The sequence below is a fragment of the Leuconostoc mesenteroides subsp. mesenteroides ATCC 8293 genome, from assembly GCF_000014445.1.
In the GTDB taxonomy this organism is placed as follows: domain Bacteria; phylum Bacillota; class Bacilli; order Lactobacillales; family Lactobacillaceae; genus Leuconostoc; species Leuconostoc mesenteroides.
The window spans coordinates 381,012-406,084 of the sequence record NC_008531.1 but is presented as its reverse complement, the minus strand read 5'-3'; the positions used below and the strand labels follow the sequence as shown (position 1 = coordinate 406,084).

Sequence of the window (25,073 nt, the reverse complement as noted above, 5' to 3'; positions counted from 1 at the left end):
CCCTATTTTTAGTTAATTCACTTGAAATACAGCTCGTTCACCTTCCAAGACACGAACGATATCCTCTGCCGCTTTCAAAGCTACATTATCCATGGCCTCCTTGGAAATCATAGCGACATGTGGTGTAACAAATGCATTAGGCAAGTGTAGTAATGGATTTTCCGCTGTAATTGGTTCTTTTTCAACAACATCTACCCCAGCGCCAGCAATTTCCTCATTAGTTAATGCCTCAACCAATGCCCTCTCATCAACAAGTGCTCCACGTCCGATATTAACTAATACGGCACTCTTTTTCATTTTTCTAAAAACACTCGCATTGATCATATGCTTTGTTTCAGGCGTTGCTGGGAGCGCTGTCACTACAAAATCCGCCTGTTCATATATCTCATCTAGCGTTGCCATGCGACCATTAGTTACCTCATGTTGATGGCGTGCATAAGCCAATACTTTTACATTAAATCCCGTCAACATACGATTAATTTCTTGGCCAATGTGCCCATAGCCAATAATACCAACTGTTTTTCCAGTTAACTCTTGACCGTGATGCGCGGCTAGGTAACGCTTGTTCGCGTTATCAGTAATAGCTTGACGACGCTGATAAAACAGTCGTCCAGCCATCAATATATGCATCATAGCCGTTTCGGCGACCGCAGTTGCATTCGCTCCAGGCGTGTTGGTCACAACAATATCATGTGCACTGGCTGCATCTAAATCAACATTATCATATCCAACGCCGTGACGTGCAACTACCTTGAGATTGGGCATTTTGGACATCAAGCTTTCACCAAATGGATGCATCATAATTAGAATGCCATCAACATCTGCATGCCCCAGAAAATCATCATCTGAGGCCTGATCATTTTTAATCACTTGATATCCCTTGGATTCAAGATAGTCGACAGCTTTTTGAGATGTCATGTTAGCTACTAATACTTTTTTCATTAGAATAGTTCTCCCGTAAATGGTAACTTTGGTGTTTGATCAAAATCATATGTTGCAATGTCGTCCGAATTTGTGATGTAGGCAGTCAGTGATTCTGATAGCATCAAATTCACTGGGAACTTCAATTCATTAAATACAATAATTGGCTTTTTTTGTACCCATGCCATGCCCTGCTCAAAGGCTGTTCCTGAATCAGCATCATTATCACGATAATCAATAATCGACAAAATAATGTCCGCATCTGTGACATTCTTGATATCACGTTGAAAAACCTCTGCCGCCCATGGTGAGGTGAATTCAGGGTTTTCAGTCTTTTGATGTTTGCGGGGTGAATAATAATCAGTAACAGTTGGATTCGAATCAAGAGCAGCTTCAATACGTTTCACACGATCGATTTGTTCATCTGAAAAAAAAGGTCCTGCAAGATAGATTTGTGACATTATTATTCTTCTTTCTTTATTGTAATGAATTAAAGGATCCCGGCATTAGTTCTGCAATATTTGTTTCAATTTCTTTACCCTGATCGTTAATCAACCAAATCGGCATGTCAGGATCAAAAAACTCCACCATCACTTGTCGACAAGCACCACATGGAGCTATAGGTTCGTCTGTACGCCCTGAAATAACTAACCCATGAAAATGGCGTTGCCCTGCTGCTATAGCTGTAAAAATTGCAGTTCTCTCGGCACAATTGGTTAGACCAAATGATACATTTTCAATATTAACACCTTTGAAAATTTCACCATTTTCGCCGAGTAACGCAGCACCTACAGGAAAATGAGAGTAAGGGGTATATGTATCGTTAAGTGCTTGATTTGCAACGTCGACAAGTTTTCGTGGGGCCATGATCATTTTCTCCTAATATTATTTTAGCAAAAAATCAGCCGCAAGGACTGATTAGTTTTGTTTTTTATATACGTGGTTAACAATTTCTATTTAACCAATAGACAAATATTTTACTTTAACATGATTTTTTCAAACTCATTTAATCGCTCTTCAAACACTTTGAAAGCTTCATTTAAATAGTCCGGTTGACTCATGTTAACGCCAGCTTTTTTGATCACATTTAAAGCATAATCTGAATTACCTGCTTTCAGATAGTTCTTATAATCCTCAGCACCATTTTGTGTTAGTATGCGTTCTGCCAAAGTTGTGGCAGCAGCTTCGCCTGTCGAATATTGATAAACATAGAAATTGTAATAAAAATGTGGAATACGTGCCCATTCATAAGCAATAGCTTCATCTGGAAATAAGTCCGATCCATAAAACTTTTGATTCAACGATCCATAGAATGTACTCATCTCATCAGCTGTCAAAGCAACTCCAGCCGCACTTTGTTCATGAATCCATTGCTCAAACTCAGCAAATTGAGTTTGGCGGAAAACTGTTCCTTTGAATCCATCTAAATACTGGTTCAATACGTAGGCCTGAAACTTGGGATCATCATTTGTCTTTAGCAAATAATCCGTTAATAATCCCTCATTAGTAGTTGAAGCAATTTCAGCTAAGAATATTGGATAATCGCCATAATGATACTCTTGATTATGGCGTGTAAAGTATGAATGAACCGAATGTCCCATTTCATGAGCCAACGTATAAACATTATTCAAATTGTTCTGCCAGTTAAGCAAAATGAATGGTTTTGTATCATACGAACCGCTTGAATAAGCGCCAGTACGCTTCCCCTTATTTTCAACCACATCAATCCATCGTTCATCAAAAGCCTTTTGAACAATAGCGATGTAATCCTCGCCTAACGGTGCCAAAGCCGCCAAAACAATGTCTTTTGCCTTTTCATATGTTACTTCAAAATTAATTTCATCAACAAGTGGTACATATAAATCGTAAGAGTGTACATCGTCAACATTAAGAATTTTTTTACGTAATGATACAAAACGGTGTAGTAATGGCAGATTGGCATCAACTGTTTTGGTTAATGTTTCAAAAACTGACTCAGGAATATCATTGGCTGTTACAGCAGCTTGACGAGCTGAATCATAGTGACGAGTTTTAGCCAAAAAGTTATGTCCCTTGACATGTGAAGATAACGTTGAGGCAAATGTATTTTGCAAAGCAATATAACTATCATAAAGCGTTGTGAACGCTTCCTCACGCAATGAACGATCTTTAGACTCCAACAACAATGAATAGAGTCCATTTGTCAATGGCACAATTTCACCTGTTTCAGTATGGACATCACCAAAAACAATATCTGAATTATCCAATGCACCAAAAGTCTGTTCAGAAGCATTAAAGATGTCGCTTGCTCCTGCTAGTAAGGCTTCCTGTTCTGCAGGTAGCGTATGCGGTTTACGAGCTTTTAAAACGTCAAAGAAGTGTGCATATTTTTTCAAACCAGCTCTCGCTAAGTATGCATCTAGTGTCTCGTTTGACAATGCTAACACTTCAGGCTGGAAGAAAGCTGTATTCGCACTTAATTCAGCATATAAGCCTTGAACACGAGCATTATATGCACTATACTTTTGATTAGTTGTATCTTGATCATAAATTTGATGAGCATATACGTAGACTTTTTCGAATTGACGTTCTACTGCTAAATCTGCTTCTAAGGCTTCTTTCAAAACATCCGCAGAATCCCCGACGTGTCCAGCATACTTGCTTAATGCTTGTGCAGACTTTCGTGTCTCATTAAAAGCGGTTTCCCAAGCTTCATCTGTCGGAAAAATTGAGGATAGATCCCATGTAAGATTTTCTGGTACTTGATTACGTAATAGTTGTTTTTCAGACATAATTATTTAATTTGCGATCAAACGCATACTCCTTATCATTCAGTACTAATCATTTTATCATATTTTCACTATACTTTGTTGACGCGCATTTTTCCACTGTGGCAGACGCCTCACTAATATGTAGTTCTCTTGCTGCAAGATGTAATCATGTACTTCGAGATCATGGTATAACTCTGCAATTTGTTGTCGCTTAAATGTATTATCACCTAACAAAAAAGGGATTAGCTTAACTGTTAATTCTGCCTTTTTCACAACATTTTGTTGACCTATTTTTTCTAAAAATAGAATAGTAATCAAGCGCCAATACCAATTAGGCACCTTAAGCCCAAAAGTATTTCCACCATGTACCCACACGGGCACATCCATTAGCAGCCGATTCTTTTTGTATAGATAATCAACCAACTTAGGATCGACTCGCTGCTGTAGAATTAAGCTCTGCAGTTTATAGATTTGTTTTGGAATATTTAATCTCGTTCTTTGTTTTGGAACTTTTGCATTAAATAATGTTGTATTTATTTTATCAACAAAAAGTACACGTGAAAAATCTGGTTTTCTAAAATGCTGCCGATGTACAAAATATTGTTTATCGGGCAAATAGAAAACCAATGCATTATCAGCCATGAATTTCATAATTGTTCCTTGTGTCATTGTTCTATTAAAATAAGTTTGCCCTAAAATCCAAATAACATGAATATTTTCAGCGAAATATCCTTTATTTCTCATGTCGAGTTTTTTTTTGCGATATGGGACTGCACTGATACTCGATAGCTATTCTTTTATGGTTATGTATTAGTAGTATATCTGGTCGCTGTTGAATTTCTGGCAAAACTGCTTCAATTTGCACATCACCATAATACTGTAGTTTAGACGCGAGTTGCAATTTTCCAGACAAATGTTGCATCGATTCGTTTTCAGTAAAAGTCACGCATGCCGCACCAGCACAATGGGAAAAATGTTTTTGTTTGACTTCCCCATTCTTTAAAATAACTTTTTCATGGCATCCAGGGCAAAAGTAATTATTTCTTTTATTTGCTTCGTCGGCCCGCACATATTTCTTGTTACTATCACATGCAATAATCATAAAACACCTCTAATTCATCATACGAATTAGAGGTGTCCTTATCACTGTATTTTCTTTTGAGCCCAGTTACTCAACCATGTGAGTAATGTAATAATTATCAAATAAATAATAGCGATGATTGCCCAAACACGAAAACCTTGTGAATTTCGCGCCACGATCAATGTTCCAGTTTGTGTTAACTCTAAAATACCGATGGCTGACAAGATTGAGGTATCTTTCAACGTGATGATAAATTGATTAATGAAACTTGGTACCATAATCTTCAATCCTTGTGGCATGATGACCTTACGCATCGAACGATTATAAGTGAACCCTAGACTTCGTGCTGCCTCCATCTGACCTTTATCAACGGCTTCAAAGCCACCACGTACAAAGGCCCCTGTATAAGCACCTTCATTTAAGATTAAGGTAATTAGTCCCGCTGTAAAGGCGGGTATCTTTGTTCCAATCACTCCTGGCAAGCCAATATAAATGAAGAATGCCAATACCATCAATGGCAAACCACGGAAAATATAAATAAGTGTTGTTGACAAACCACGAACTGCGCTGTTTTGACTAACACCCATGACTCCTAGAATTACGCCCCAAATTGAGGCTAAAATAATTGCCAATACAGTCAGCTCAATTGTTAACCATAATCCTTTTAGAAATGCACCATCATTGGCTTTTAGGATACCTAGCACTGAATTATTGTTTTTCTTAGAACCAGTAAACGTTGACTGTGTCGCACCAAGATATTTTTTGATAATTTTGTCGTAGGTACCGTCTTTTTTAATTGATGCAAATCCCCTGTTGAAGGATGCCAATAATTCTTTATTTTCGCCTTTTTTAACGAAAAAACCGTATGATCCAGCATTACCTGGATTATTGGCATTCATTACCTTGAGCTTTACACCATTTTTAATAGCATATTGAATGACTGGCATATCCTCGAAAGTGGCAGCAGAGTTACCCACAACGACATCATTATACATCGTATCAGTATCATTAAAATATTTGATGTTAAAACCGTATTTTCTTTGAAGTGACTTACCATATTCAGAGGCAGCTGTGCCCGTTTTCAAAGCTACTGTTTTACCTTTCAAATCCTTCAAAGACTTAATTTCGCTACCTTTTTTTACAATCCAAGCAACACCGGTTTTATAATATGGCGTCGAATTATCATAAACTTCTTTGCGTTCATCTGTAATAGCCATACCGGCAATAATGCCATCCGCTTGACCATTAGCCACTAGTTGCGCCGCTGAGGTAAAGCTCATTGGTTTAAGTGTATAAGTAAAATTTTCTCGTTTAGCAATTTCTTTCAAAATGTCTTGATCAATACCAATATAATCGTTGTTCTTATCCTGAAAGTCAAATGGCGGATAAGTGGCATCTGTTGAAATTGTATAGTGTGGTTTATCGGCATGAATGCAATCTGCCGCCAATGAAAAAGATAGTAGTGCTACAACCAGTGTAACAGCAAGGATGAAACCTTTTTTGAACATGTTTTTCCCTCTCAAAAAAAGATGGCATTTTAAGCCATCTTACTTAATTGTTTTTTGTTTACGCTATTATGCATGCATAACTTTGCTCAAGAATTCTTGTAAACGCTCATTTTTTGGTGCATTGAAAACTTGTTCTGGTACACCAGATTCTTGAATCTTACCTGATTCAAAGAACACAACCCGATCCGCCACTTGTTTAGCAAATCCCATTTCGTGTGTCACAATAATCATTGTCATACCTGATCCGGCCAAATTCTTCATAACATCCAAAACATCCCCAACCATTTCTGGATCCAAAGCGGATGTTGGTTCATCGAAGAGCATAATATCTGGCTCCATGGCTAAGGCACGTGCAATAGCAATACGTTGCTTTTGTCCACCAGATAATGAATTCACTGATACATCTGCTTTTTCAGCTAGACCAACCGTTTCCAGTAATTCACGGGCCTTTTTTTCGGCCTTTTCTTTATCCATCTTACCAAGTTCAACAGGTGCCAACATGATATTTTCTAAAACAGTATAGTTATTAAATAAATTGAAGCTTTGGAAAACCATACCAATATTTTCACGAACTTTATTAATATCTGTGCCTTTATGAGAAAGATCGTAGCCATCAACAACGATTGTACCATTGTCAGGCGTTTCTAACTGATTCAACATACGTAAGAATGTTGACTTACCTGAACCAGATGGTCCAATCATTACGACAACTTCATTTTCATTGATATCTAAGGAAATATCACGCAAAACATGGTTCGAACCGTATGATTTATTAACTTTATCGACATGTACTTTAACTTTAGTTTGTGCTTCACTCATGCACGTGTCCTCTTTTCTACCCAATTACTCAACCACGTGAGTAATGTAATAACGACTAAGTATATCACAGCCACAATAGCCCACACACGGAAACCTTGCGAATTACGTGACACAATTAAGGTTCCAGTTTGTGTTAACTCTAAAATACCGATGGCTGACAAGATTGAGGTATCTTTCAACGTGATGATAAATTGGTTAATGAAACTTGGTACCATAATCTTCAATCCTTGTGGCATGATGACCTTACGCATCGAACGATTATAAGTGAACCCTAGACTTCGTGCTGCCTCCATCTGACCTTTATCAACGGCTTCAAAGCCACCACGTACAAAGGCCCCTGTATAAGCACCTTCATTTAAGATTAAGGTAATTAGTCCCGCTGTAAAGGCGGGTATCTTTGTTCCAATCACTCCTGGCAAGCCAATATAAATGAAGAATGCCAATACCATCAATGGCAAACCACGGAAAATATAAATAAGTGTTGTTGACAAACCACGAACTGCGCTGTTTTGACTAACACCCATGACTCCTAGAATTACGCCCCAAATTGAGGCTAAGATAATACCCAAAATCGTTAACAACAATGTTTGCCACAAGCCACGCATGAACGCCCCATTGTTGGCTTTTAAAATACCTAATACTGAGTTATTATCCGACTTTTTACCAGTGAAATCCGATGCTGGTGCACCAAGATATTTTTTGATAATTTTGTCATATGTACCGTCTTTTTTAATTGCTGCATATCCCTTGTTAAAAGAAGCTAAAAGTTGTTTGTTTTGGCCCTTTTTAACGGCGAATCCATACCATCCTGATTCATATGGTGACTTCGCGTTCATAACTTTCAACTTTGTGCCATTTTTAATACTGTATTGCAACACTGGTAAATCACCAAATGTTGCCTGTGCATTATCATTCACAACATCATTGTATAGCGTATCTGAATCATTAAAATAGGTAACCTTGAAGCCATACTGCTTTTGAATTGAAAGTGCGTAATCAGCACCCGCAGTTCCCGTCTTTAAGGCAACGGTTTTCCCTTTTAAATCGCTTAACGATTTGATATTAGATCCTTTTTTTACTGCCCATGCAATACCAGATTTATAATAAGGCGTTCCAAAGTCAAACACTTCTTTTCGTTCGTCAGTAATTGACATACCAGCGATAATCCCATCAGCTTGACCTGATGTGACCGATTGCGTTGCAGCATTGAAGCTCATAGGCTTTAATGTGTACGTGAATCCTTCACGTTTTGCGATAGTTTTCAAGATTTCTTGATCAATACCTGTATATTGATTATTGCTATCTTGAAAATCAAACGGCGGATATGTTGCATCCGTTGTGATGATGTAGTTTGGTTTTGCTGCGCTGACGGTCGTAACAGACGCCATTGCAATGAAACTAACTGCAAGCGTTGTGAGAATTATCCATATTTTTTTCATAATATATTTAGTATAACAAAAAAACGATTGGTTAGACCAGATAATGTTAGATTTTAATCTAAAAGCATATAACAATTGATACTGAAATGCAGCTAACCTGTTTATGTCTTACGAAAAGTCATCTGTTTTTTAGAAATGTTATTAATCTGTATCCAAGAAATTGTAGCAGAAACTGGCCTCTTTATTTTTGAGTTCAATATTACATCAAAAAAATTATCGACTTATTAATCGATAATTTTTTACTTAGCTGTTCGTTTTTAAGGATGCACTGGCACAGTGATTTTCCCACTAATAATCTTCTTTTGTGCCGTCTGAACTGCTGACCAAACATCTTCTGAAGCTGAATCCTTTGATAAGCTTACCCCTTTTTGCTTCAGTCCATATGTAATGGTCTTTCCACCAGGGAACTTATCGTTTTTCGCCTTGTTTGCCACATCTTCAACCGCACTGTCAACGCGCTTAACTGCAGATACTAAAGTAAAGTTTGACGCTTTACCATCTTTATCTTTATAGTTACCATCAGTTTTTTGATCACGATCGACACCGATGACCCAGACCTTTTTATCTGCATTTGCAGCTAACTTTTGGTTTTCTGCCTTGGCTTCGGCAAACACACCATTACCTGCGCCACCGGCAGCTTGGAAAATCACATCAGCACCATTTGCAACCATTGAAGCCGCGATTGTCTTTCCTTTAGCTGCATCTGTAAATGAATCTGTATATTGCGTAATGACCTTGATGCTGCTGTCTGTATCTTTCACACCAGCTTTAAAGCCAGCTTCAAAAGTGTCAATTGTGTCACTGTGAATACCGCCGACAAAACCAACGGTCTTTGACTTAGTTTGCTTTGCCGCAGCGACACCCGCCAAATAAGATGATTGTTCTGACTTGAATAGCAATGAAGCTACGTTTTTGTTGTTTACGACTGAATCAATAATCGCAAAATTAGTCTTAGAATTAGCCTTAGAAACACTAGTAACGGCAGGGGCGGCTGCGAATCCCACACCATATACTAATTTGTAACCACCCTTAACAGCAGTTTGCAAATTAGTTTTTATATCCGAAGTATCTGAACTTAGGAAATAATTATAACCACCTTTCCCTTGTTCGAGGTTGTTAGCCTTTCCATAGGCTTTCAATCCCTCCCATGCTGATTGGTTAAATGATCGGTCGTCAATACCACCGCCATCAGTAACCAAAGCTACAGCGTATCCTGTACTTTTAGTAGAAGACTTTTGCGTTGCGGCATAAATACCACCACCAATAACGACTACTGCTGCTACACCAATACCAATTTTTGCTGAACGTTGCATATCTTTTCTCCAAATATTCTTTATGCTCTTATTATCCGTTTTTTAAGCAGCTTTTTTCTTAGAATTTGATTAAAAGTCTGTTTTATATCCGAATATTTAACGTTTTGTTATTTTATAGTTCGTTTTTTGACAAAAAACATTTAAAAATGTTCGGATTTTGATATAATCGTACTATGACAAACTTTATAACTCATACAATAGAACCCTGGATGCCACCAGGTGCTTTAAAAGCAAAAGCGGACTACGCAGCAATTGCCGCTGCAACTGGTTGGAAAATTTTACCTTTAGAACGCTATAACGATGGACGTTTTGACAGCGAAACACGTCAACAAAAGATTCGATCATGGCTAAATATGGTAAATCCGGGTGATCAGGTCATCCACCAATTTCCAACTTATATGAGCGCTGATTTTGAACTTGAACTTATCATGGTCTTGAGTAAACATCAGGCACAGAGCGCTCTATTGATTCATGATATTGAGCCCTTACGCTTGATTAAAACAGCATCTTGGGAAATAAATGTGTTAAATAGCTACGACACCATTATCGTTCATTCGCAAGCAATGTATGATGAACTTAAGAAATTGGGTGTTCACGTACCTGCCATTATTCAACCTTTTTTTGATTATTTAGGTGACGTCACTAAAAAAGCTACTTTTAGTCACAAAATTAACTTTGCGGGTACTTTTCAAAAATCTCCGTGGCTTAAACATTATAATGGCCCCAAAATAGAGCTTTTTGGTTCAAGACCAAAGCGTTGGGCTGACGTGACCTTTCCTTCAAACATTAACTATCGTGAAAACTTCGACCCTACCAGTATTTTAGATGCTTTTCATGATGGTTTTGGCTTATTATGGGATAGTGATTTTGAGGACAAAACATACCAAACCTACACACGATTCAATGCACCACACAAAGCTAGCCTATATTTGCGCGCTGGCTTGCCATTAATTGCTTGGAATCAAAGTGCAATTGGTCATTTAATCCTTCAATACAACCTAGGGTTTGTTATTGACTCCTTGTCTGAGCTTGAGAGGATTTCTTCAATATCGGAAAAACAATATACTAATTGGCAAAAAAATATTATTCCTTTGGCCAAGCAGCTAGAAAATGGTTATTTCACACAGCAAACACTTAAAAAATTAATGTAATAAAAAACGAGTAACTTACTGAGTAAGTTACTCGTTTTTCAAACCTTATATTAATAGCAAGTTACCGTTCTTAACGACCGGCACCCATCATAATTTTTGAAACATTTGCTTGTATTTTGCCAAGATAAAGTTCCTGGTCTTCCTCTGATTTAACGTATAATACGTCATCTACTGTCTGATCGGCAACATTTAATGCCTCGCTCATCATATTGGTTGCTCCAGCATAGGCACTATAATTTTTAGCCAATGATTTATGCAATCCCAACAAACGAACAGGTGCTTGAACCGCATTTAAAATTTGAGCATTCTTTTGATATGCTGCTACAGCGTCTTCAAATTCTGCTTTGATTTCGGCGAATTCTGCTGCAGGGATATCTGCAACAGCATTCGCTTCTTTTGCATCATCTAACTTTGTAAAAAATGGTGCTACACGATCAGCAGTGTCTTGAGTTATTGTTAATACTTCTTGCAATGTTTGTACGTAAACTTGTGCTTGTTTGGGGTTGAATTTTGCCAATGTTGTTTATCCTTTTTTGAAAATTGATCTCTGTATCAATTTTACCAGTTCTACGATGACAATGATACTCATTCCAGCCACTAACACAATAGCCCATTGATAACCATCCAAATGTGATACGTGGAAAAGTGGGTTCAAACCTGGAATAACAACAACTGCAGCCATTACTAAGACAGATCCTAACAATGCCCAGTTAAACATTTTGTTTTGGAAAGCTTGCGGCCCAATCATTGAGCCATAGACAGATTTTACGTTAATAGCATTAAACATTTGCATTAAACCAAGCGTCATAAATGCCATTGTCAAGGCATCTTGGTGCGCCAAATGTACTTCTGGATGAACAGGAGCTGCTAACGCAAACCCATAAACACTTAACACAATCACAGCTTGCAAAATCCCTTGCCAAATAATTGCTGGTCCAACACCACCTGATAAGAAGCTAGCGCCACGACCTCTGGGCTTATTCTTCATAATACCTTTTTCAGCCGGTTCAATACCTAATGCAATAGCTGGCAAAGTATCTGTTACTAAGTTAATCCATAAAATCATGATTGGTGCCAATATATTCCAGCCCAATAATGTCATAACGAAAATTGCAATAACTTCAGCTAAGTTTGAGGCCAATAAGTATTGCAAAGCCTTTTGTATGTTGGCAAAGACCTTACGTCCTTCTTCAACGGCATGAACGATCGTAGCAAAGTTATCATCAGCCAAAACCATGTCAGAAGCACCCTTGGATACTTCTGTACCGGTGATACCCATGGCAATACCAATATCAGCTGTCTTCAAGGCTGGGGCATCATTAACACCGTCTCCTGTCATGGCAACGACTTTGCCCTTCTTTTGCCAAGCATTAACAATTTTAACCTTATGCTCAGGCGCTACTCGTGCATAAACATTATATTTATCAACATTTTGTGCAAATTGCTCTTCGCTCATTGCATCTAAATCAGATCCTGAAATAACAGCTGTTTCTTTATCCGCTTCATCCAATATACCCAATCGAATAGCAATAGCAGCTGCTGTATCTCGATGGTCACCAGTAATCATCATTGGACGAATACCAGCTGCTTTAGCTTCTGCAACGGCTTGTGCAACTTCAGGACGTTCTGGATCAATCATGCCAACGAATCCGGTAAATACTAGTTCCTGCTCAACCGTTTCTGTATCCAGATTGCCAGGTATTTGGTCAACTGTCTTATAAGCAAAACCAAGTACACGAAGAGCTTGCGTTGCTAACTCTGAGTTAATCGACAAGAGCTTTGCTCGAATGTCATCAGATAATGGCTTAATTTCACCATTAATCTCAATTCGTGTCGCACGCTTAAGTAATTCATCAGGTGCGCCTTTGACAGTTATAATATAGCCAGTCGGTGCCGGATGAACAGTTGACATTAATTTACGTTCTGAATCAAACGGAAGCTCGGCCACACGTGGCATTTCTGTAAACAGCTTATCTAAATCACGCCCATGATTTTCATTAAAAGCAATCAAAGCTGTTTCTGTAGGATCACCGATAAAACCATTTTCAGTTCGCTTTGTATCGTTATTTAAAGCCAGAATATCTGCTAAGCGAGCGTAAGTTCCCGTCAATTCTTCAGTAGTAGCAGCATCAGAAATTTCAGTATTGACGACTAATTTCTCCACAGTCATCTTGTTTTGTGTCAAGGTACCTGTTTTATCAGATCCGATAATATCTGTAGAGCCTAGCGTTTCTACCGCAGGTAGTTTACGAACTAGTGCATGACGAGCGGCCATACGCGTTGTTCCTAATGCTAAGGTTATTGTTACAATGGCAGGTAATCCTTCTGGAATTGCCGCCACCGCTAGAGAAATTGAGGTCAACAACATGTCAATAATTGTTTCCTTACCACGTGCTAGACCAACGATGAAAGTGACCACAGCAATACCGAGAATCAAATAAGTTAATACTTGTCCCAACTTAGCCAAGTTTGCTTGCAATGGTGTCTTAGTTTCATCCGTTGCTTCTAACATACCAGCAATATGACCAATCTCAGTTTGCATACCAGTACCTGTGACGACACCAACACCACGACCATAAGTCACATTAGTGTTCATGAATCCCAAGTTTGTACGATCACCGAGGGGCAAATCTGTCTCTTGCAGTGTTTCCGCACTCTTATTGATTGGCACAGATTCACCGGTCAGCGATGCCTCTTCAACCTGCAAGGACGCAGATTCAATCAAACGTACATCAGCTGGTACAATATCTCCAGCTTCCAAACGAACAATATCACCGACTACTAATTCTGTGGACTTAATTGAAGTTTCTTTACCATCACGAATTACACTAGCATTTGGTGTCGACATTTCTTTTAGGGCATTAATCGCATCCTCAGCTTTAGCTTCTTGGAAAACACCAAAAATGGCGTTAATAATAACAATAGCTAAAATGAAAATTGCATCAACCACTTCTCCAGTAAATGCGGCAACAATGGCGGCGGCCAACAGAATAGCAATCATCAAGTCCTTAAATTGATTAATAAATTTTTGGACTAAATTCGTTGACTTAGCTTCATTCAATTGATTAGCGCCATTTTGCTCAAGACGCTTATTAGCTTCAGAACTCGAAAGCCCCTTACTAGCATCCGTCTGCAAATGAGATAACACTTCTGTGTTATCTTGATTATAGAGTGGCTTATCTGCCATGTTGAATATCTCCTTATTCTTTCAAATAAATTTCCAAGTTTTTACCAACAAAAGAAAAAACTCATGTAAACACAAATAAAAGTGTGTTTACATGAGTCTCACTGTTTAATGCTAAACCGGCGCAATAAAGCGCGATATAAAACATTGCTGTTTTGCTTTGACGATTCAGCCACGATCATTCCGTCAGTTACTCCCTCAGAAATTAACTTATGTTTATAGTATAACAAATTTTTCTAAGTACGTGTCATTTTTGTTTGGAAATTTTATCATTTTAGAAAGCACCATCACTGCCGCCCCCTGCACCTCCTGATGAGCCAGCGGAAAATCCCCCACCGTCGCCATTCACATTATTATCGACGTGAAAAGCACCGTCATTTTCAATATTATAAATCAAGCTCTCGCTCCAGTCATCGCCATATAACATGATTGGCACAAAAATTATAGAATCATCTGTATCAACCTTTTGTGACCAAACTTTCATTTGTTTTGCGACATTTTTTGCCTCGCCAAATATGATAGCATAGGCCAACAACTTATCCCAAAGTTGTACGTCCAAAACCGTTTTATTCTCTAAATGAGCAATATCGTGTAACATTTTGGCAAATCCATCCCACTGCCATTTTTCCTGAAAGCCATCAGGAACCTTATAAAATATTGCTGGTTTAATACTAAAAATAAGAACTAATATGACAACAATAATTTCCGTAAAAATAACATACCACATGGACCATGCTTGTGTACTATAAGCAAAAATTCCTAACAAAAAAGTAGATATTATTGTACTAATAATTAGGGCTAGCGTTAGAAAAAATTGCTGACTTTTTATTTTGTTAGTCAGTACATGGTCAATTATTGAAGCCTGCTTTTCAGCTTCCTTTAGTGCTTTTGTAAAAGAACTGATATCTTTTTTAATCCGATTTGACACCCCCGATTCTGGCTGCTTAAATTCGGCATGTACAACCGCTCTACGATACTTACCAAAAATCATATTAATGAAAACTAACTCAAATGGCTGTAAATTCGTTTCATCCAAAACTGAATAGGTTATGTCATCTTGCTTTTGAATATCGTCATATGTCATTGCAATTTTGCGACGGGCAATCAAATCGAGCAGTGTTGCAATAATAAGTTTCGCATTTGTAACTGATTTAGCAATTCGTTCGCTGACCAGCGCTGGTCCAATATCATTTGGTATATCAAAGATATGGACAATGTCACCAGTTACACCGCTCTGTTGTCGCGCGCTTTGTAATAGCTTTCGTCGTTGGATAGTTTTTAGCATAATAATGAATACGAGTATCATAATAACAATTGGAGAAACAATGAATCCAATTACTTTCTTTATCTGTAGGGATTTCTTATTTTTTAACGCAATCGCTTTTTCTTGCTTTTGAATATAGGCAGCACGGTTACCTGACTTCTTATTCGTATTCAACGGTGTCTGGCTGGTATCAAAATAAGTATGGACTTCGACGGTATCATCGGGGCCAATTTTCTTGCTGTTAACTGTTATGTTCGCCTGTTTCTTATTCACAAGAACATGTCCCACCGACCGACCATGTACCCAAGCCTTTAAAGTTGATGCTGGTTGATTAGGTAGTGCAAATTCCAAACGTAATTTTTCGATGGCAACGTCCCTAGTTCCTATAGGTAACCAGTTTATCTCAGCAATATCATCCCAATTTACCACGACACCTTTTAAAGTGTAATGATAAAACATTGTCAACTGATCATTCTCTTGGACTGGATAATATATTTTTTCTTGAACCTGCTGACTGGTTTTTGTTTCAACATAACCATAACTACTATCACCCTGACGAGGTAAAATAGTCTGCTTTTCCCCATTGTTATGGCTAACCTCAATTGAAGTTAATCCTCCCCACTGTAACGATTGTGAAGCAGTTCCTTTTTTAAGTGATTCTTTAAAATACACACCGTTCATCTCATCATCAAAATGATAAGTGACCTTTTTAGTAATACGCGCATCCCCATTGGCATCAATTCGTACAACCTCATTCAAATCAGTAATACGATAATCGCCATCTGCGGAAACCGTTAAGACACCCATCATGGCAAACAAAAATGTAAATACTACTATCTTCAATTTTATCAATTAACTTCCCCTCTCCGAATGGTAGTATCAGTATATCTATTTTTTACTAGTATTAGCAAATCAGGCGTGTTAAAATAATATTTTTTAGGAGATGTTATGATATTGAAGAATAAAAATCCAATGCAAGAACGATTGCGTATTGGTCTACTGCTCGTCATGAATTCGGGTTTTATCGACTCGTACACATTTGAATACCACCACGAACGATTTGCTAGCTTACAAACTGGAAATATTATCCAAGCAGGATTCCACCTTGCCCAAGGACACTGGAAAGCAACCTTATTTTTTGTTATCCCAATCATTTTCTTCGTGCTTGGGGCTGCATTTAATACTGTATTAAATCATTTTGTTCCAGCCGGCAAATTATCCTTACAACAGCACAGTATTTTGATCGAATTTATTGGTATTGCAATGATTGGTGTCTTTAATCATCACCTAGCTAGTACGGTCATCATATCGGCACTATCCTTTCTATTAGCAATGCAATTAGACTCATTCCCCAAATTACGTGGTCTACCTTTCACAAGCGTTATGTCAACTGGTAATTTACGTAATGTGGGTACCAATCTCGTAAAATACTTTATTAACCGTGACCATATTTTTCTACATAATGCATGGGTATTTTCAATATTAGTTGTCTTTTTCATGGTTGGTGCCTTCTCTTCTGCTGTTCTTTCTGGTATCTTTGGCACTTTCGCGCTACTTGGTTCCAGCATAATTATGTTTGTTGTTTTCTTGTTATTATTCAAGAATTAAATAAAACATTTGACAAATAAATATAATCTAGTTATTATAGGCTATAACGATTTTTAAAACGAAAACAAATTGAACAGAAAAGTAGCAATTTATCGAAGCTAAGAAAGCTGACGGTTGATGAGAGCCAGCGTGAGTGCGATTGTGAAAATGACCTGTGATTGGTGTATGCGAATCGGTTTACCGTTAAGCATACAACGACTTGGCCCCCGTTACCGGGCACACCATTCGGCTAGGATCATCTCCCGATGCCTGATGGTTAGTGAGCAAATATTTGGTAACAAATATCTACAACTCAGAATGGTAACACGCTATTTTTTAGCCGTTTCTGTATCTATGACTATGATATGGAAACGGCTTTTTTGAACTCATCAAAACTGTTTCGTTCTGTTGTTTGTTTTAAAAATCCGTTTTGCACGTTATTTGGGAATATTGAGGAGAATATATATTATGAGTAAAAAAACCAAATGGCTTATTGGTGGTGCTGCAGTGATTGTAATTGCTGGTGCCGCTTACGCCAGCTTTGGGCAGCACTCAAAAACATCGTCAAAAACAGTAACCATCGGCATAATGTCTGGCTCTAAACAAGACCAAGCCATTTGGAATACTGTTAAGAAAACTGCTAAAGATAAATATGGCATTACAATTAAATTCAAAGAATTTACAGATTATTCACAACCAAACAAAGCCTTGGCTGCAGGCGACATTGATCTTAACGCCTTCCAGCATTATGCATTCTTAAAGGCGTCAAATAAAGCAACCGGTAATAAAATTGTTTCAATCGGCGACACGGTTATTTCACCTATCCGATTGTATTCTAAAACATACACCAAGGTTTCTCAGTTCAAAAGTGGCGACACAATCGCCGTACCAAATGATCCATCAAATGAAAGCCGGTCACTGTATGTTTTAAAATCTGCTGGATTAATTGATTTAAAAAATGGTCTAACGACTGCAACAGTTAAAGACATCACAAAAAATCCTAAAAATTTGAAAATTAAAGAATTAGCTGCCGATCAAACAGCTCGTACCTTATCTGACATCCAAGGCGCAGTAATCAACGGTACTTATGCAGATTCAGCTAAATTGGACTATAAAAAAGCTATTTTCGTTGAACCAATCAACAAGAATTCACATCAATGGGTTAACATTATTGCCGCAAACAGCAAAGATAAAGACAATAAAACTTATAAACAAGTTGTGAAGGCTTACCAAACAGATGCCGTTAAGAAAGCCATTAATAAGCAATATGATGGTGTTGAACTACCTGCTTGGGATAAAGATTTTTCAAAATAAGAATGAGATACTAAGGGAGAATTTATTATGAGTAAGAAAAAGAACTATATTATCGCTGGTGTTGCCGTTGTCGTTATCGCTGGTGCGGCCTACCTATCATTTGGTGGACAAGGAAAAACAGAATCTAAGACCGTTACTATTGGTGTAATGGCTGGATCAAAAGCGGAAGATGAAATCTGGGCTTCCACTATTAAAACTGCCAAAGATAAGTACGGCATTACTTTGAAAACAAAGAAATTCACTGACTATTCACAACCGAACAAAGCCTTAGCAGATGGTGACATTGATCTGAATGCTTTCCAAAACTATCCTTTTTTGAAGAACTGGAACAAGACTTACAAGACTAACATTGTTTCTATTGGAGACACTTGGACAACACCACTTCGTATATATTCAACATCATATAAGAAGATCTCTGAATTTAAGTCTGGTGACCAAATTTTGGTAGCTAACGATGTCACTAACGAAAACCGTGGTATTCATCTTTTGGCTGAAGCAGGACTAATTAAGATTAAAGATACTGACACAGCTACACCAAAAGATATTACATCAAATCCTAAAAACTTGACGATTACGCCGGTTGATGCTTCGCAAACCGCTAAATCGTTAGATGATTCAAAAGTTGCTGGTGCCGTGGTGAACACCAATTACGCCGTATCAGCTAACTTAGATGTCAATTCAGCCATTTACGTGGAAGGTTTGAATAAGGAAACTGAACAATACTTCAACTTCATCGCTGCCAATAAGAAAGACAAAGACAACGAGACTTACAAAAAGGTCGTGAAGTCATTGCAAACTGATAAGACAAAGAAACTAGTTAAAAAATATTACGGTTCAGCGGAAGTTACAGTTTGGGACTATAACAAGTAAAGACATGCGCCTCGGCGCGTACATAATTTCTGTGGAAGGTAATAAATGAACATGAGCTCTAATCAAAAATATCTAAACTTACTCCGCGATTTAGTTGCACTACCCAGTGTTTCGGCAACTCATCGCTGTTTACCCGAAGCAGCTCAACTCTTGACGACAACTTTTCGTGAATTAGGTGCTCAAGTAACCTATGATGATACTTATTTTGCGCCATTCGTATTAGCGCAATTTAGGAGCAGCGTCCCTGATGCTCAGACGCTAGTTATCTATAATCACTATGATGTACAACCAGTAGAACCAATATCATTGTGGCAAACAGATCCTTGGACGCTTTCTGAACATGACGGTAAATTATACGGACGCGGAACTGATGATGACAAAGGAAACATCACTGCCCGCTTGACAGCTATCGAAGATTACTTAACTGAACACGAAGGTCATTTACCAGTAAATATCACTTTTATTATTGAAGGTTCTGAAGAATCATCCTCTCAGCACTTGGATGAATACTTAAGTAAGTATCAAGATCAACTATTCGCAGATTTAGTTATTTGGGAATCAGGCGGAAAAAACGTGCATGATGTGGTGGAGATTTTTGGTGGTAACAAGGGTATCGTAACATTCAATGTTGATGTAAAAACAGCAAAGACCGATCTTCATTCATCTTTAGCTGGTGTCGTAGATTCTGCTGCTTGGCGTCTGACCCAAGCTTTAGCAACCCTATTTGATAGAGAAGGTCACATTGCTGTCCCAGGATTCTATGACGATGTAGCCATCCCTAATCAACGAGAAAAAGAACTGGTTAGAAATCTTCCTACAACAAGAGACACATTGATTCAACAACATGGTCTAACCTCGCCACTTTTAAGTGATAAAACTGGCGATGACCTAAAAGAAACATTATATTTTCAACCAACATTAAATATAGAAGGTATTCAAAGTGGCTATTTAGGTGACGGTGTAAAAACTGTTTTGCCTGCTGTTGCCTCTGCTAAACTTGAAGCACGTTTAGTTCCTAATATGGATCCTGACAAAACCTTGCAACAAATTAAACAGCATTTCCAAAATGAAGGATTTTCTGATATCGTGGTAACTAAGACGTTAGGTCAACCAGGATATCGCAGTGACATGTCGGATCCCGAAATTTTGCGTGTTATTGATATCACTGAAAAGTATTATCATCAGCATCCAGTTATTATGCCAACGTCACCCGGTACTGGCCCAATGTATTACATTCACGAAGCATTGAACGCACCCATAGCTAGCTTGGGTGTAGGATACGCACATACATTAGACCATGCACCCAATGAAAATATCCGATTAACAGATTATAATCAACATATTGCTGTAATCAAAGAACTAATTAGGAGTTATGAAAAATGACCGAACCAATCATTGAACTAAAAAATATCGATGTCACTTTCCATCAAAAAAAGCGCACCATAGAAGCTGTCAAAAACGTTTCCATCAATATTGAACGTGGTGATGTTTACGGTATCGTAGGCTATTCTGGTGCTGGAAAGTCAACACTTGTACGTGTAATTAACTTACTACAAGAACCAACTAGTGGTTCTGTAACTGTTAATGGAGAAACTTTTTTTCAGGCTGATAGTCAGGATGCTAAAAAAACACGCATTGGCACAAATGACTTGCGCGTTCGCCGTCGAAAGATTGGAATGATTTTCCAACATTTCAATTTATTAAATGAACGAACAGTCACAGAAAATGTTGCCTTCGCATTGCAACACAGTAAATTAAAAGACGATGAAAAGAAAGCTAAAGTAGCTGAGCTACTCGAATTAGTTGATCTATCTGATCGTGCAGAACAATACCCTTCACAACTTTCTGGTGGTCAAAAACAACGTGTCGCTATCGCTCGTGCGTTAGCCAATGATCCTGAAATTTTAATTTCTGATGAAGCAACTTCCGCATTGGATCCTAGAACAACGAATCAAATTTTGGCCCTATTAAAAAAGCTAAACCAGGAATTTGGTTTAACAATTGTATTAATTACGCACGAAATGCAGGCCGTCAAGGAAGTTGCAAATAAAGTGGCTGTGATGCAAAATGGTGAAATCATTGAACGCGGCTCACTTTTGGAAATATTTGCCCAGCCAAAGCAACAGTTGACACGAGAATTTATTGAAACAGCTACAAATATTGATAAAGCCATTGAAACAATTAGGCACGAACCACTAGTTAATGAGTTAAAAGAAGGCGAAATTTTTGCTCGTTTATCCTATGTTGGTGAAACAACTGATGAACCATTAATCGCTAGCTTGTTCCGTGATTTCAATGTTACGGCAAACATTCTGTATGGTAATATCGAAGTCTTGCAGGATACACCAGTTGGATCTTTGCTTGTTATTTTGTCAGGTGAACCCACGCAAGTGCAAACAGCCCTATCTACATTACATGATCATCATGTTGAAGTTACAATTCTTAAAGGAGGCAACTAATTATGAGTCAATGGTTTACAAATACATTCCCTAACGTTGTTTATCAAGGTTGGAGCGGCGATACTGGTTGGTGGACATCAATTATTCAAACGCTGTATATGACTTTTTGGTCAGCTATTTTTGGTGGCATACTTGGGCTAATTTTTGGTCTTGGATTAATCATTACTGCACCCAACGGTATTGCACCGAACAAAGCTTCATTTTGGATTTTTGATAAGGTCGTGTCCCTTTTCCGTGCTATTCCATTTATTATTTTGCTGGCCTTTATCGCACCATTTACAAAGCTCCTCATTGGTACTCAAATTGGTACCACAGCTGCTTTAGTGCCATTATCATTGGGTGTATTCCCTTTCTATGCGCGTCAAATACAGGTAGCCTTGAGCGAAGTTGACAGCGGAATTGTTGAAGCTGCTCAGTCAGTGGGTTCATCATTTTGGGATATTGTCTTTGGCGTTTATTTACGGGAAGGCCTTTCAGAAATCATTCGTGTATCGACTGTGACTTTAATTAGTCTGATTGGTTTAACTGCCATGGCTGGTGCCATTGGTGCTGGTGGTCTAGGTAATATGGCCATTTCATACGGATACAATCGTTTTGCAACTGACACAACTTTGGTAGCTACACTGCTTGTCTTAATATTGGTGTTAACTGTTCAAGTTACCGGTGACTTCCTGGCTAAGAAGTTTAATCATAAATAAAAAAAGATGGTTGATCATAGATCAACCATCTTTTTATCTTGTTAAAGTAAATTCGAAACGCTCACCTACATAATATGATCGCACATATTCAAACGGCGTATCATGTTGATCATATGAGACCTGTCGCACAGATAAAATTGGATCACCTCTTTTTATCTGTAATAATTCCGACAATCTTTCATTTGCTAACGTGGCCGTAATTGTTTGTTCAGCATGTCCAGGGTATACTCCCGCTGATGCTAATGTGGCGTACAATGATTCTGTCAATGCGCCACGAGTGAATGACTCAATTAATTGGACTGGCAAGGTTGTACGTTCTAGTAAAATAGGTTCATCATCCCCCAAACGTAAACGCTCCATGATCAATACTTTATCTGTACTATCCAGTTGCAAATGCTCAATTTCCGAAGCGGATGGCGTCGTGGTCTTATAGCTAACCGTCACCGTATGCGGCGTTCGACCTGTAGCTGCCATTAATTCTGTAAAACTAGTGACACCCAGGGCACGTTCAGAAACCTTCTGTTCAGCGACGTAAGTGCCTGATCCTACTTTACGCTCCAATATGCCTTCGTCAACCAATGTTTGAACTGCTTGGCGTAATGTCATACGCGACACGTTAAATTCAAGTGCCAAATCTCTTTCAGCAGGTAAACGTTCTTGTGATCGCCACTCACCAGCTTCGATACGTGACAATATTTGATTGTGAATTTCAATATATCGAGGTTTAGCCATTGTTTTACCGTGCAAAACGGCGACCAAGTGAATACGTCGCCTCTAAATGCAATTCCTTGTCAAAAATGTTAAAGTCAGCATCCTTCCCTTCGGATAAGTTGCCTTTTTGGGTTAGTCCAAACTCACGTGCTTGGTTAACTGAACTCATTTGCACTGCATCATTAATATCAGCACTTGTGAATTTTTGAATGTTGGTGAACGCATCATCATAAGCCAGTACAGAACCAGCCAAGTGACCATTATCTAAGCGCGCTTGCTTATCTTTAACAGTAACTTTTTGTCCGCCAAGTTCAGATATACCATTTCCTAATCCTTCAGCTCGCATGGAATCTGTTACTAGTTCTAATTTTTGAGCGCCTTTGATTCTAAAAGCTAATTGTAACATGTCAGGTACAATATGAAAACCATCAGCGATTAATTCACCAGTAATTGCGTCCTCTAGCATAGCATGTCCTGTAACACCAGGTTCACGATGTTGTAATGGCCTTTGGGCATTATACAAATGAGTAATATGTGTTGCACGCGAGTGTACCAATTGTGCTCGTGTCGCGTTAGAATGTCCAATTGATGGAATAATGTTATGCTGTAGCATAAATTCTTCAAAATCAGGAATACCGCCATTTTCTGGCGCATAGGTCACTAATCGAATACGTTCGCCTGAAAGTGCATACCATTTTTTCAGAAGTTCTGTGTTTGGATCAATAATATATTCTTCAGGCTGTGCACCCATGAAGACTTTGTTAATAAAAGGTCCTTCCAAATGAATCCCCTGAATAACCGGATTAGTTTTGGCGACTTGATCAATGTTTTTTAAAGCACGTTCAATATTTTCTGGTGACTGTGTAATTGTTGTTGGGAATAGTGATGTAATGCCTTCCGTAACCATCTTATTAATCATGGTGTTTAACTTTTCGGGATCACCATCCATCGTGTCTAATCCATAACCGCCATGTTTATGAACATCAATAAACCCTGGAACAATTATCTTTCCTGATGCCTCATTAATCAATTCGTCATCAGCTTTTTCCTTGAAGTCAATCATGTAACCGACTTCCTCAACCGTATCTGTAAAACGCATGAAGGCATCTTCCATATGTTGATACCCTGTGTAAAGATCAATGTTTTTAATTAGTTTTGCCATAATATTTCGTACGCGAAGTGAAGTCACCACGCAGCACATTCCTCCTCAATCTTGCCTCTACAACGATAATAATGAAGTCTATAATTATAGTATAATTGGTCTAGACCTATTATGCAAATTTAACTACAAAAAAATAACGCCTAAGCGTTATCTTGGTTTGGTAGAACAGAATCAACTCTACCGGTCGCATACTTGTGCGCAACCTTAGATGCTGCAGCTGCGGCCAGTGCGCCCACAATATCATCTGCAAACGTTGTTACCACTTCAGAAGTTTTTCCTTTACGATCTAATTCGCCAACAAGGCCAACTTTTGTTTTATCAATGTAACCATAGTTTGTGACACCAATTGTATCAAAGGACATTGCAATTGCTGTACCGATAGTTTCATCAACACCGAAAAGCCCATCATCATTTTCAACCAAATCTTGCAATGGTGCTTCTAGCAAATGAGCTTCGGCCAAACGATCAAGTTCTAAACCAACCCATACCTGGTGCTGAACAACCCGCTTATGTAAGATACTTTCAACTGCATCTTCTACTTGTTCAATTGTTAATCCTTCGACATACGATTGCTCATTGTTAAAGGCTATTCGCGCGATATCTGAAATCGTAATATGATGCGCAGCTAACTTTGCGACTGTATTTTCATATGTTGCATATTGCATAGTATTCCCCCTTAAAGTATTTTAACCAGTATAACGAATTTATCTCCTAATTTCCACTTGCAAATTGATAACAAATTCTGTAAAATATATAAAGTAATTGCCCCTTGGCCAAGCGGTAAGGCGGTGGCTTCTGGTGCCACTACGCGCTGGTTCGAATCCAGCAGGGGCAATAATTTT

General features: G+C 38.3%; 23 protein-coding genes and 1 tRNA gene. 8 read left to right on the top strand and 16 right to left on the bottom strand.

Features of this window, described 5'->3' with window-relative positions:
• Positions 1-12 precede the first annotated feature (12 nt).
• The 10 genes from LEUM_RS02170 to LEUM_RS02130 form a co-directional block, all read right to left on the bottom strand.
• Positions 13-942: a phosphoglycerate dehydrogenase gene (locus LEUM_RS02170; protein WP_011679292.1), complete on the bottom strand. Its 930-nt coding sequence runs from the start codon at positions 940-942 to the stop codon at positions 13-15.
• The gene (locus LEUM_RS02165) at positions 942-1,382 is read right to left on the bottom strand and encodes a nucleoside 2-deoxyribosyltransferase (protein ID WP_004164656.1); all 441 of its coding nucleotides are present in this window, start codon (positions 1,380-1,382) and stop codon (positions 942-944) included. The genes LEUM_RS02170 and LEUM_RS02165 overlap by 1 nt, the downstream gene beginning before the upstream one ends.
• A gap of 16 nt (positions 1,383-1,398) precedes the next feature.
• Positions 1,399-1,788 (bottom strand): cytidine deaminase, encoded by a 390-nt coding sequence (locus LEUM_RS02160; RefSeq protein ID WP_011679291.1) that lies wholly within the window; start codon positions 1,786-1,788, stop codon positions 1,399-1,401.
• Between the two features lie 110 nt (positions 1,789-1,898).
• On the bottom strand, positions 1,899-3,692 hold the full coding sequence (gene pepF, locus LEUM_RS02155; RefSeq protein ID WP_011679290.1) for an oligoendopeptidase F: 1,794 nt from the start codon (positions 3,690-3,692) through the stop codon (positions 1,899-1,901).
• Positions 3,693-3,749: 57 nt separating this feature from the next.
• Positions 3,750-4,415: a competence protein CoiA family protein gene (locus LEUM_RS02150; protein WP_306457258.1), complete on the bottom strand. Its 666-nt coding sequence runs from the start codon at positions 4,413-4,415 to the stop codon at positions 3,750-3,752.
• On the bottom strand, positions 4,405-4,773 hold the full coding sequence (locus LEUM_RS10930) for a competence protein CoiA (protein WP_306457259.1): 369 nt from the start codon (positions 4,771-4,773) through the stop codon (positions 4,405-4,407). The genes LEUM_RS02150 and LEUM_RS10930 overlap by 11 nt, the downstream gene beginning before the upstream one ends.
• 41 nt (positions 4,774-4,814) lie before the next feature.
• Positions 4,815-6,260, bottom strand: coding sequence for an ABC transporter substrate-binding protein/permease (locus LEUM_RS02145; protein ID WP_011679289.1), 1,446 nt, complete (start codon positions 6,258-6,260; stop codon positions 4,815-4,817).
• 66 nt (positions 6,261-6,326) lie between these two features.
• Positions 6,327-7,079, bottom strand: coding sequence for an amino acid ABC transporter ATP-binding protein (locus tag LEUM_RS02140; protein WP_011679288.1), 753 nt, complete (start codon positions 7,077-7,079; stop codon positions 6,327-6,329).
• Positions 7,076-8,518, bottom strand: a complete 1,443-nt coding sequence (locus LEUM_RS02135) for an ABC transporter substrate-binding protein/permease (RefSeq protein WP_011679287.1) — start codon at positions 8,516-8,518, stop codon at positions 7,076-7,078. Before LEUM_RS02135 ends, LEUM_RS02140 begins: the two co-directional genes overlap by 4 nt.
• A 257-nt stretch (positions 8,519-8,775) precedes the next feature.
• Positions 8,776-9,831, bottom strand: a complete 1,056-nt coding sequence (locus LEUM_RS02130) for a BMP family lipoprotein (RefSeq protein ID WP_011679286.1) — start codon at positions 9,829-9,831, stop codon at positions 8,776-8,778.
• Between the two features lie 173 nt (positions 9,832-10,004).
• Here LEUM_RS02130 and LEUM_RS02125 point away from each other — a divergent pair, with 173 nt between their 5' ends.
• A complete protein-coding gene (locus tag LEUM_RS02125) occupies positions 10,005-10,982 on the top strand; it encodes a sugar transferase (protein ID WP_041775227.1) in 978 nt (325 codons plus the stop codon).
• A gap of 70 nt (positions 10,983-11,052) precedes the next feature.
• Here the strand turns inward: LEUM_RS02125 and LEUM_RS02120 are convergent, their stop codons facing one another.
• The 3 genes from LEUM_RS02120 to LEUM_RS02110 all read right to left on the bottom strand — a co-directional run bounded on the left by LEUM_RS02120 (position 11,053) and on the right by LEUM_RS02110 (position 16,282).
• Entirely contained in the window at positions 11,053-11,499 is a 447-nt protein-coding gene (locus tag LEUM_RS02120) for a hypothetical protein (protein WP_011679284.1), read from the bottom strand.
• Positions 11,500-11,505: 6 nt separating this feature from the next.
• Complete coding sequence (locus LEUM_RS02115; protein ID WP_011679283.1) at positions 11,506-14,169, bottom strand: calcium-translocating P-type ATPase, PMCA-type; 2,664 nt, start codon at positions 14,167-14,169, stop codon at positions 11,506-11,508.
• A 271-nt stretch (positions 14,170-14,440) separates the two neighbouring features.
• Entirely contained in the window at positions 14,441-16,282 is a 1,842-nt protein-coding gene (locus tag LEUM_RS02110; RefSeq protein ID WP_011679282.1) for a DUF2207 domain-containing protein, read from the bottom strand.
• A gap of 96 nt (positions 16,283-16,378) precedes the next feature.
• Between LEUM_RS02110 and LEUM_RS02105 the strand changes: the two genes are divergently transcribed.
• The 6 genes from LEUM_RS02105 to LEUM_RS02080 all read left to right on the top strand — a co-directional run bounded on the left by LEUM_RS02105 (position 16,379) and on the right by LEUM_RS02080 (position 22,358).
• Positions 16,379-17,038 (top strand): YoaK family protein, encoded by a 660-nt coding sequence (locus LEUM_RS02105; RefSeq protein ID WP_011679281.1) that lies wholly within the window; start codon positions 16,379-16,381, stop codon positions 17,036-17,038.
• Positions 17,039-17,485: 447 nt separating this feature from the next.
• Positions 17,486-18,331, top strand: a complete 846-nt coding sequence (locus LEUM_RS02100) for a MetQ/NlpA family ABC transporter substrate-binding protein (RefSeq protein WP_011679280.1) — start codon at positions 17,486-17,488, stop codon at positions 18,329-18,331.
• Positions 18,332-18,358: 27 nt separating this feature from the next.
• A complete protein-coding gene (locus LEUM_RS02095; RefSeq protein WP_011679279.1) occupies positions 18,359-19,201 on the top strand; it encodes a MetQ/NlpA family ABC transporter substrate-binding protein in 843 nt (280 codons plus the stop codon).
• 51 nt (positions 19,202-19,252) lie between these two features.
• Positions 19,253-20,584, top strand: coding sequence for a M20/M25/M40 family metallo-hydrolase (locus tag LEUM_RS02090; RefSeq protein WP_031941264.1), 1,332 nt, complete (start codon positions 19,253-19,255; stop codon positions 20,582-20,584).
• Complete coding sequence (locus LEUM_RS02085) at positions 20,581-21,660, top strand: methionine ABC transporter ATP-binding protein (protein WP_011679278.1); 1,080 nt, start codon at positions 20,581-20,583, stop codon at positions 21,658-21,660. Before LEUM_RS02090 ends, LEUM_RS02085 begins: the two co-directional genes overlap by 4 nt.
• A gap of 2 nt (positions 21,661-21,662) precedes the next feature.
• Positions 21,663-22,358, top strand: a complete 696-nt coding sequence (locus tag LEUM_RS02080) for a methionine ABC transporter permease (RefSeq protein WP_004164688.1) — start codon at positions 21,663-21,665, stop codon at positions 22,356-22,358.
• A gap of 33 nt (positions 22,359-22,391) precedes the next feature.
• On the opposite strand, the gene LEUM_RS02075 is transcribed toward LEUM_RS02080, so the two are convergent.
• The 3 genes from LEUM_RS02075 to LEUM_RS02065 all read right to left on the bottom strand — a co-directional run bounded on the left by LEUM_RS02075 (position 22,392) and on the right by LEUM_RS02065 (position 24,896).
• On the bottom strand, positions 22,392-23,090 hold the full coding sequence (locus LEUM_RS02075) for a GntR family transcriptional regulator (RefSeq protein WP_011679277.1): 699 nt from the start codon (positions 23,088-23,090) through the stop codon (positions 22,392-22,394).
• Positions 23,091-23,094: 4 nt separating this feature from the next.
• Positions 23,095-24,231 carry an N-acetylglucosamine-6-phosphate deacetylase gene (gene nagA, locus LEUM_RS02070; protein WP_041775259.1) on the bottom strand — a complete coding sequence of 379 codons (1,137 nt, stop codon included), beginning with the start codon at positions 24,229-24,231 and terminating at the stop codon, positions 23,095-23,097.
• A 140-nt stretch (positions 24,232-24,371) separates the two neighbouring features.
• A complete protein-coding gene (locus LEUM_RS02065) occupies positions 24,372-24,896 on the bottom strand; it encodes a phosphatidylglycerophosphatase A family protein (protein WP_011679275.1) in 525 nt (174 codons plus the stop codon).
• Positions 24,897-24,994: 98 nt separating this feature from the next.
• On the opposite strand from LEUM_RS02065, the gene LEUM_RS02060 reads away from it, so the two are divergent.
• A tRNA-Gln gene (locus LEUM_RS02060) sits at positions 24,995-25,066 on the top strand.
• Positions 25,067-25,073: the final 7 nt, after the last annotated feature.

Coding starts and splice junctions, on each gene's coding strand:
- LEUM_RS02135 (WP_011679287.1), bottom strand. CDS start 8,518: ATGAAAAAAATATGGATAATTCTCACAACGCTTGCAGTTAGTTTCATT.
- LEUM_RS02165 (WP_004164656.1), bottom strand. CDS start 1,382: ATGTCACAAATCTATCTTGCAGGACCTTTTTTTTCAGATGAACAAATC.
- LEUM_RS02160 (WP_011679291.1), bottom strand. CDS start 1,788: ATGGCCCCACGAAAACTTGTCGACGTTGCAAATCAAGCACTTAACGAT.
- nagA (WP_041775259.1), bottom strand. CDS start 24,231: ATGGCAAAACTAATTAAAAACATTGATCTTTACACAGGGTATCAACAT.
- LEUM_RS02125 (WP_041775227.1), top strand. CDS start 10,005: ATGACAAACTTTATAACTCATACAATAGAACCCTGGATGCCACCAGGT.
- LEUM_RS02065 (WP_011679275.1), bottom strand. CDS start 24,896: ATGCAATATGCAACATATGAAAATACAGTCGCAAAGTTAGCTGCGCAT.
- LEUM_RS02095 (WP_011679279.1), top strand. CDS start 18,359: ATGAGTAAGAAAAAGAACTATATTATCGCTGGTGTTGCCGTTGTCGTT.
- LEUM_RS02100 (WP_011679280.1), top strand. CDS start 17,486: ATGAGTAAAAAAACCAAATGGCTTATTGGTGGTGCTGCAGTGATTGTA.
- LEUM_RS02115 (WP_011679283.1), bottom strand. CDS start 14,169: ATGGCAGATAAGCCACTCTATAATCAAGATAACACAGAAGTGTTATCT.
- LEUM_RS02130 (WP_011679286.1), bottom strand. CDS start 9,831: ATGCAACGTTCAGCAAAAATTGGTATTGGTGTAGCAGCAGTAGTCGTT.
- LEUM_RS10930 (WP_306457259.1), bottom strand. CDS start 4,773: ATGATTATTGCATGTGATAGTAACAAGAAATATGTGCGGGCCGACGAA.
- LEUM_RS02150 (WP_306457258.1), bottom strand. CDS start 4,415: ATGAGAAATAAAGGATATTTCGCTGAAAATATTCATGTTATTTGGATT.
- LEUM_RS02080 (WP_004164688.1), top strand. CDS start 21,663: ATGAGTCAATGGTTTACAAATACATTCCCTAACGTTGTTTATCAAGGT.
- LEUM_RS02085 (WP_011679278.1), top strand. CDS start 20,581: ATGACCGAACCAATCATTGAACTAAAAAATATCGATGTCACTTTCCAT.
- LEUM_RS02090 (WP_031941264.1), top strand. CDS start 19,253: ATGAGCTCTAATCAAAAATATCTAAACTTACTCCGCGATTTAGTTGCA.
- LEUM_RS02105 (WP_011679281.1), top strand. CDS start 16,379: ATGATATTGAAGAATAAAAATCCAATGCAAGAACGATTGCGTATTGGT.
- LEUM_RS02140 (WP_011679288.1), bottom strand. CDS start 7,079: ATGAGTGAAGCACAAACTAAAGTTAAAGTACATGTCGATAAAGTTAAT.
- LEUM_RS02075 (WP_011679277.1), bottom strand. CDS start 23,090: ATGGCTAAACCTCGATATATTGAAATTCACAATCAAATATTGTCACGT.
- LEUM_RS02145 (WP_011679289.1), bottom strand. CDS start 6,260: ATGTTCAAAAAAGGTTTCATCCTTGCTGTTACACTGGTTGTAGCACTA.
- LEUM_RS02170 (WP_011679292.1), bottom strand. CDS start 942: ATGAAAAAAGTATTAGTAGCTAACATGACATCTCAAAAAGCTGTCGAC.
- pepF (WP_011679290.1), bottom strand. CDS start 3,692: ATGTCTGAAAAACAACTATTACGTAATCAAGTACCAGAAAATCTTACA.